This is a genomic window from Endozoicomonas sp. SESOKO4 (genome assembly GCF_024606275.1).
Genome location: NZ_JAHHPS010000193.1, coordinates 1 through 4,593, shown reverse-complemented (window position 1 = coordinate 4,593; position 4,593 = coordinate 1). Strand labels below are relative to the sequence as shown.

Sequence of the window (4,593 nt, the reverse complement as noted above, 5' to 3'; positions counted from 1 at the left end):
AATTGACAAACGCCATGACAGGGAAAGACGAAACAATCTAAACCCAAAGTATGCAAAAGTTGCTGTGAGCCTTCGCTACCATCGGCAGAGTCAGAATAAAAGGAGTTGCTGAAAGAGCCTGCAGGGCAGGCGTTGGCACCCTGAGTTTGCTGCCCCGATGACTCTGATGGCGGGTGTTGTTGCCGGGCATTTCCAGAGCCAGGCATCATAATGATGGCCGCAAACGGGTGATCCTGAACCAGCTCTTTTTGTTTCATCGGATTAAAGGATGGCTTCTTTTCAGTCTCGACAACAAAACGTCTTGTCATCGGTTGAGCCTGACAGACGACGGACAATGTCATGATTAACAATGGTGCTGCAAAGAGTGAGTGCTTAGTCATTCTATCCTTGTACTCTGGTGAACAGACAGGAAGGATAGATCAAGAAAATAACTCAGATTACGCAGTCAACTGTTCTCAACTGCCCCAGAGAAGCTTTCAGCCCTGACAGGGTCTCGACTTTCCACCGTTTCTTGTAGATCGCCTTAACATCTGAAAGCTGTATTTACCGGAAAAGATAACGTCTTTCCTTTGTTCCCTGTCTTGCCTCTGTTAACTACCTTGCTCCGGCCTCGGTCAGGGCTTTCACGCAGTCAGTATTGCCCTCTTGGGCTGCCATGAACAGTGCGGTGGCGCCACTCTTGGCCCGGGCGTTGAGATCCGCCTTGGCTTCAATCAGGAGTTTCACGCAGTCGGTATTGCCTTTCGCAGCAGCAATGAGCAGCGGGGTGTCATCATTCTTGGTACAGGCGTCAAGATCTGCCTTGGCTTCGATCAGGAGTTTCACGCAGTCGCTGTCATTTTGTTGGGCAGCAAAGAACAGCGAAGTGGTGCCATCCAACAAGGCAGCGTCGGGATCGGCCCCGGCGTTAACCAGGACTTTCACGCAGTCGATGTTATTTTTTTGAACAGCGATGAACAGTGCGGTGGCGCCATTGTTATTTTGGGCGTTGAGATCCGACTTGGCTTCGATCAGGAGTTTCACGATGCCAGTATGGCCCTTCTGAGCAGCGATGAACAGCGAGGTGGAACCTCTCTCAGTCCGGGCGTTGAGATTCGCCCCGGCATTGATCAGACACTCGGCGATGTCCTTGTGCCCCTGGATGGATGCCAATAGCAAGGCAGTGAAACCATTATTCATAACGACATTGACATTGATTCCCTCTGCCAGTGACTTCTCCACCTGATCCAAGTCCCCCTCAAAACAGGCAAGATAAAACGTCCAATCGGGGAAAAACTTATCCGGGTGAGATTCACTGGTGTTCTCATTCACCATAGGCATCGGGTCTTGCCGACAAATTGCACACCGGCGAGAGCCGATGGGCTGATCAACAAAACACCTGGAAATACAGTCCAGATCGAAGTGGTGGCCGCAACAATGTGCTTTGACGACCACAAGCGCTTCATCACGGTCATGGAAGTGAACCAGACAAATAGGACAGGGATCAGGCTCTGGCGTTACGTCAGTGTCCATGGGGATATCGGGGCGAGCAATGCCATCTGTGAGACGTAGATCCGTGTTAGTCACATGACCTGCGCACTCCGGGCAATGTCCATTGTCCATATGTGGACATGAGCTTTGTTCAGGCATTGCGTCCTTGTGGTCTGTCGAATTTTCTGCGGAATTGATTGGCCCTTCAGTGGGCCCGTTGCCAGTGGACGATGGTCGGAATTGACAAACGCCGTGACAGGGAAAGACGAAACAATCTAAACCCAAAGTATGCCGATGTTGCTGTGAGCCTCCTTTACCACCGGCAGAGTCAGAATAAAGGTAGCTGTTGAAAGAGCCTGTAGGGCGGGCGGTGGCTTCCTGAGCTTGCAAACGCCTTGTCAGCGGTTGAGCCTGACTGACGACAGACAATGTCATGAGTAAAAGTGGTGCTGCAAAGAATGGGTGCTTAATCATTCTGCCCTTGCATTCTGGTGTGAAGAGAGGAAGGATAGATCAAGAAAATAACTCAAGTTACCCAGTTAATAGTCCTCAACTGCCCCAGAGAAGCTTTCAGCCCTGTCAGGATCTCGACTTTTCACCGTCTCTTGTCGATCAACTTAACACCTGAAAGCCGTGTTTTCCGGATAAGATAACGCCTCTCTTTTGTTTCCTTAACTGTCTCTGTTCCCTACCTTGCCCCGGCGAAGGTCAGCATTCCCTCGCAGTCGGTATAGCCCAACTCGGTTGCGATGGAGAGTGTGGTGGTTCCATCCGACAAGGCGGCATTGAGATCCGCCTTGGCTTCGATCAGGAGTTTCACGATGTCGGTGTTATTTTCTTGGGCAGCGATATGCAGCGAGGTGGTGCCATCTATAGTCCGGTGGGCATTGAGATCCGCCTCGGCTTCGATCAGTAGTTTCACGATGTCGGTATGGCCCTTCTGGACAGCGATATGCAGCGAGGTGGCGCCATCCATAGTCCGGGGGGCGTTGAGGTCGGCCCCGGCCTCAATCAGGAGTTTCACGATGCCGGTATGGCCCTTCTGGGCAGCGCTGAACAGAGGGATAGGGCAATCCCCGGGCCTGGGGGCGTCGGGATCCGCCCCGGCTTCAATCAGGAGTTTCACGATGTTGGCATGGCCCTTATGGGCAGCGATTGACAGTGCGGTGTGACCACTCCAACTGACGGCGTTGGCATTCGCTCCGGCGCTGACCAGGCGTTCGACGACGTCCCTGTGCCCGTTAAAGGTTGCCAACATCAAGGCAGTTAAATCATTATCCACATTGGCATTGACGTTGACTCCCTCTGCCAGTGACTTCACCAACTGATCCAGATCCCCTTCGAGACAGGCAAGATAAAACGCCTCATCGGGGAAAAATGTATCCGGGTGAGACTCACCGGTGTTCTCATTCAGGACAGGCATCGGATCTTGCCGACACATTGCACAACGGCGAGAGCCGACGGGCTGATGAAAAAAACACTTCGAAATACAGTCCAGATCGAAGCGGTGGCGACAACATTGGGTTTTGACGACCACAGGCGCTTTCCTTTGCTCATGGAAGTAAGTCAAACAAATAGGACATTGATCGGCCTTCAGTGTCCATGAGAAGAGAGCAGCGAGCAATGCCATCCATAAGGTGAACATCTGTGTCAGTCAATCAGTTAGCACGAGTCAGATACGAAAAATGTAGGGTAGTTCATCTATTGTATGTCTATCAAAGTTTGCTGTGGCTAAATCATCACGCATTTCAAAAACTCATAAGATGGGAGCGCATGAAAGCCGTGTATACTTGCCTCTGTCCCCCTACCTTGCCCCTGCCTCGGTCAGGGCTTTCACGCAGTCGGTTCTGTCCATCTCCGACGCGATGGAGAGAGGAGTAGTGCCATTCGACAAGGCGGCGTTGGGATCAGCCCCGGCATTGATCAGAACTTTCACGCAGTCGGTATTGCCTTTCGCGGCAGCGACGAACAGTGGGGTGAAGCCATTCTTAATCTGGGCGTTGAGATCCGCCCCGAAGTTGATCAGGACATCTACGCAGTGGGTATTGCCCTTCCAGGCTGCGATGAACAGTGGGGTGACGCCATTCGACAAGGCAGCATTGAGTTCCGCTTTGGCTTCGATCAGGATTTTCACGCAGTCGGTGTTGCCCATTTCGGCAGCGATCAGGAGCGGGGTGGCGCCATCCTGATTCCGGGCGTTGAGATCCGCCCCGGCTCCGATCAGAGCTTTCACGCAGTCAGTGTTGCCCGTCTCGGCTGCGATGTAAAGTGGGGTGGCGCCATCCGAAGTCCGGGAAGTGTTGAGATCCGCCCCGGCTTTGATCAAGACTTGTACACAGCCGGTATTGCCTTTCGCTGCAGCGACGAACAACGGGGTGGCACCATCCGAAAAGGCGATATTGAGATCCGCCTCGGCTTCGATCAGGATTTTCAGGCACTCGGTGTTATTTTCTTTTGCAGCCATGAACAGTGGAGTAGCACCATCCTGAGTCTGGGCGTTGAGATCCGCCCCGGCTTCGACCAGGGCTTTTACGCAGTCGGTATTGCCTTTCGCAGCAGCGATGAACAGCGGGGTGGCGCCACCTTCAGTCCTGGCGTTGAGGTCCACCCGCGCTTCGATCAGAGCTTTCACGCAGTCGCTGTTATTTTGTTGGGCTGCGATGAACAGCGGGGTGGCGCCATCCGAGGTCCGGACAGCGTTGACGTCTGCCCCGGCGTTGATCAGGACTTTCACGCAGTCAGTGTTGCCCTTCCCGGCAGCGATGAACAGCGCGGTGTTGTCATCCTCAGTCCGGGCTGCGAGATCCGCTCCGGCTTCGATCAGGGCTTTCACAATGTCGGTATGGCCCATCTGAGCTGCTATATACACTGAGGTGACACCGTTCGAACAGGCGGCGTTGATATTCGCCCCGGCGTTGATCAGACGTCCGACGACGTCCTTGTGCCCATTGCCAGATGCCAACATCAGGGCAGTGAAATCATCACTCAAAACGGCATTGACATTGACTCCCTCTGCCAGTGACTTCTCCACATGATCCAACCCCCCCTCAAAACAGGCACGATAAAACGCCCGATCGGGGAAAAATGTATCCGGATGAGATTCACCGGTGTGCTCATTCACCA

4 protein-coding genes are annotated in these 4,593 nt (G+C 53.3%); all 4 read right to left on the bottom strand.

What is annotated here, in order from left to right:
• Positions 1–380 (bottom strand): hypothetical protein (locus tag KDK16_RS03785; RefSeq protein ID WP_257274737.1); only part of this gene is annotated, 380 nt, incomplete at its 3' end.
• A gap of 214 nt (positions 381–594) precedes the next feature.
• A complete protein-coding gene (locus KDK16_RS03780) occupies positions 595–1,944 on the bottom strand; it encodes an ankyrin repeat domain-containing protein (RefSeq protein WP_257274736.1) in 1,350 nt (449 codons plus the stop codon).
• Between the two features lie 214 nt (positions 1,945–2,158).
• Positions 2,159–3,100 carry an ankyrin repeat domain-containing protein gene (locus KDK16_RS03775; RefSeq protein WP_257274735.1) on the bottom strand — a complete coding sequence of 314 codons (942 nt, stop codon included), beginning with the start codon at positions 3,098–3,100 and terminating at the stop codon, positions 2,159–2,161.
• A 174-nt stretch (positions 3,101–3,274) separates the two neighbouring features.
• The coding region (locus KDK16_RS03770) for an ankyrin repeat domain-containing protein (RefSeq protein ID WP_257274734.1) at positions 3,275–4,593 on the bottom strand (1,319 nt) is incomplete at its 5' end.

What these genes read in the sequence shown, in the direction of transcription:
- KDK16_RS03775 (WP_257274735.1), bottom strand. Translation starts at nt 3,100, where the DNA reads ATGGCATTGCTCGCTGCTCTCTTCTCATGGACACTGAAGGCCGATCAA.
- KDK16_RS03780 (WP_257274736.1), bottom strand. Translation starts at nt 1,944, where the DNA reads ATGATTAAGCACCCATTCTTTGCAGCACCACTTTTACTCATGACATTG.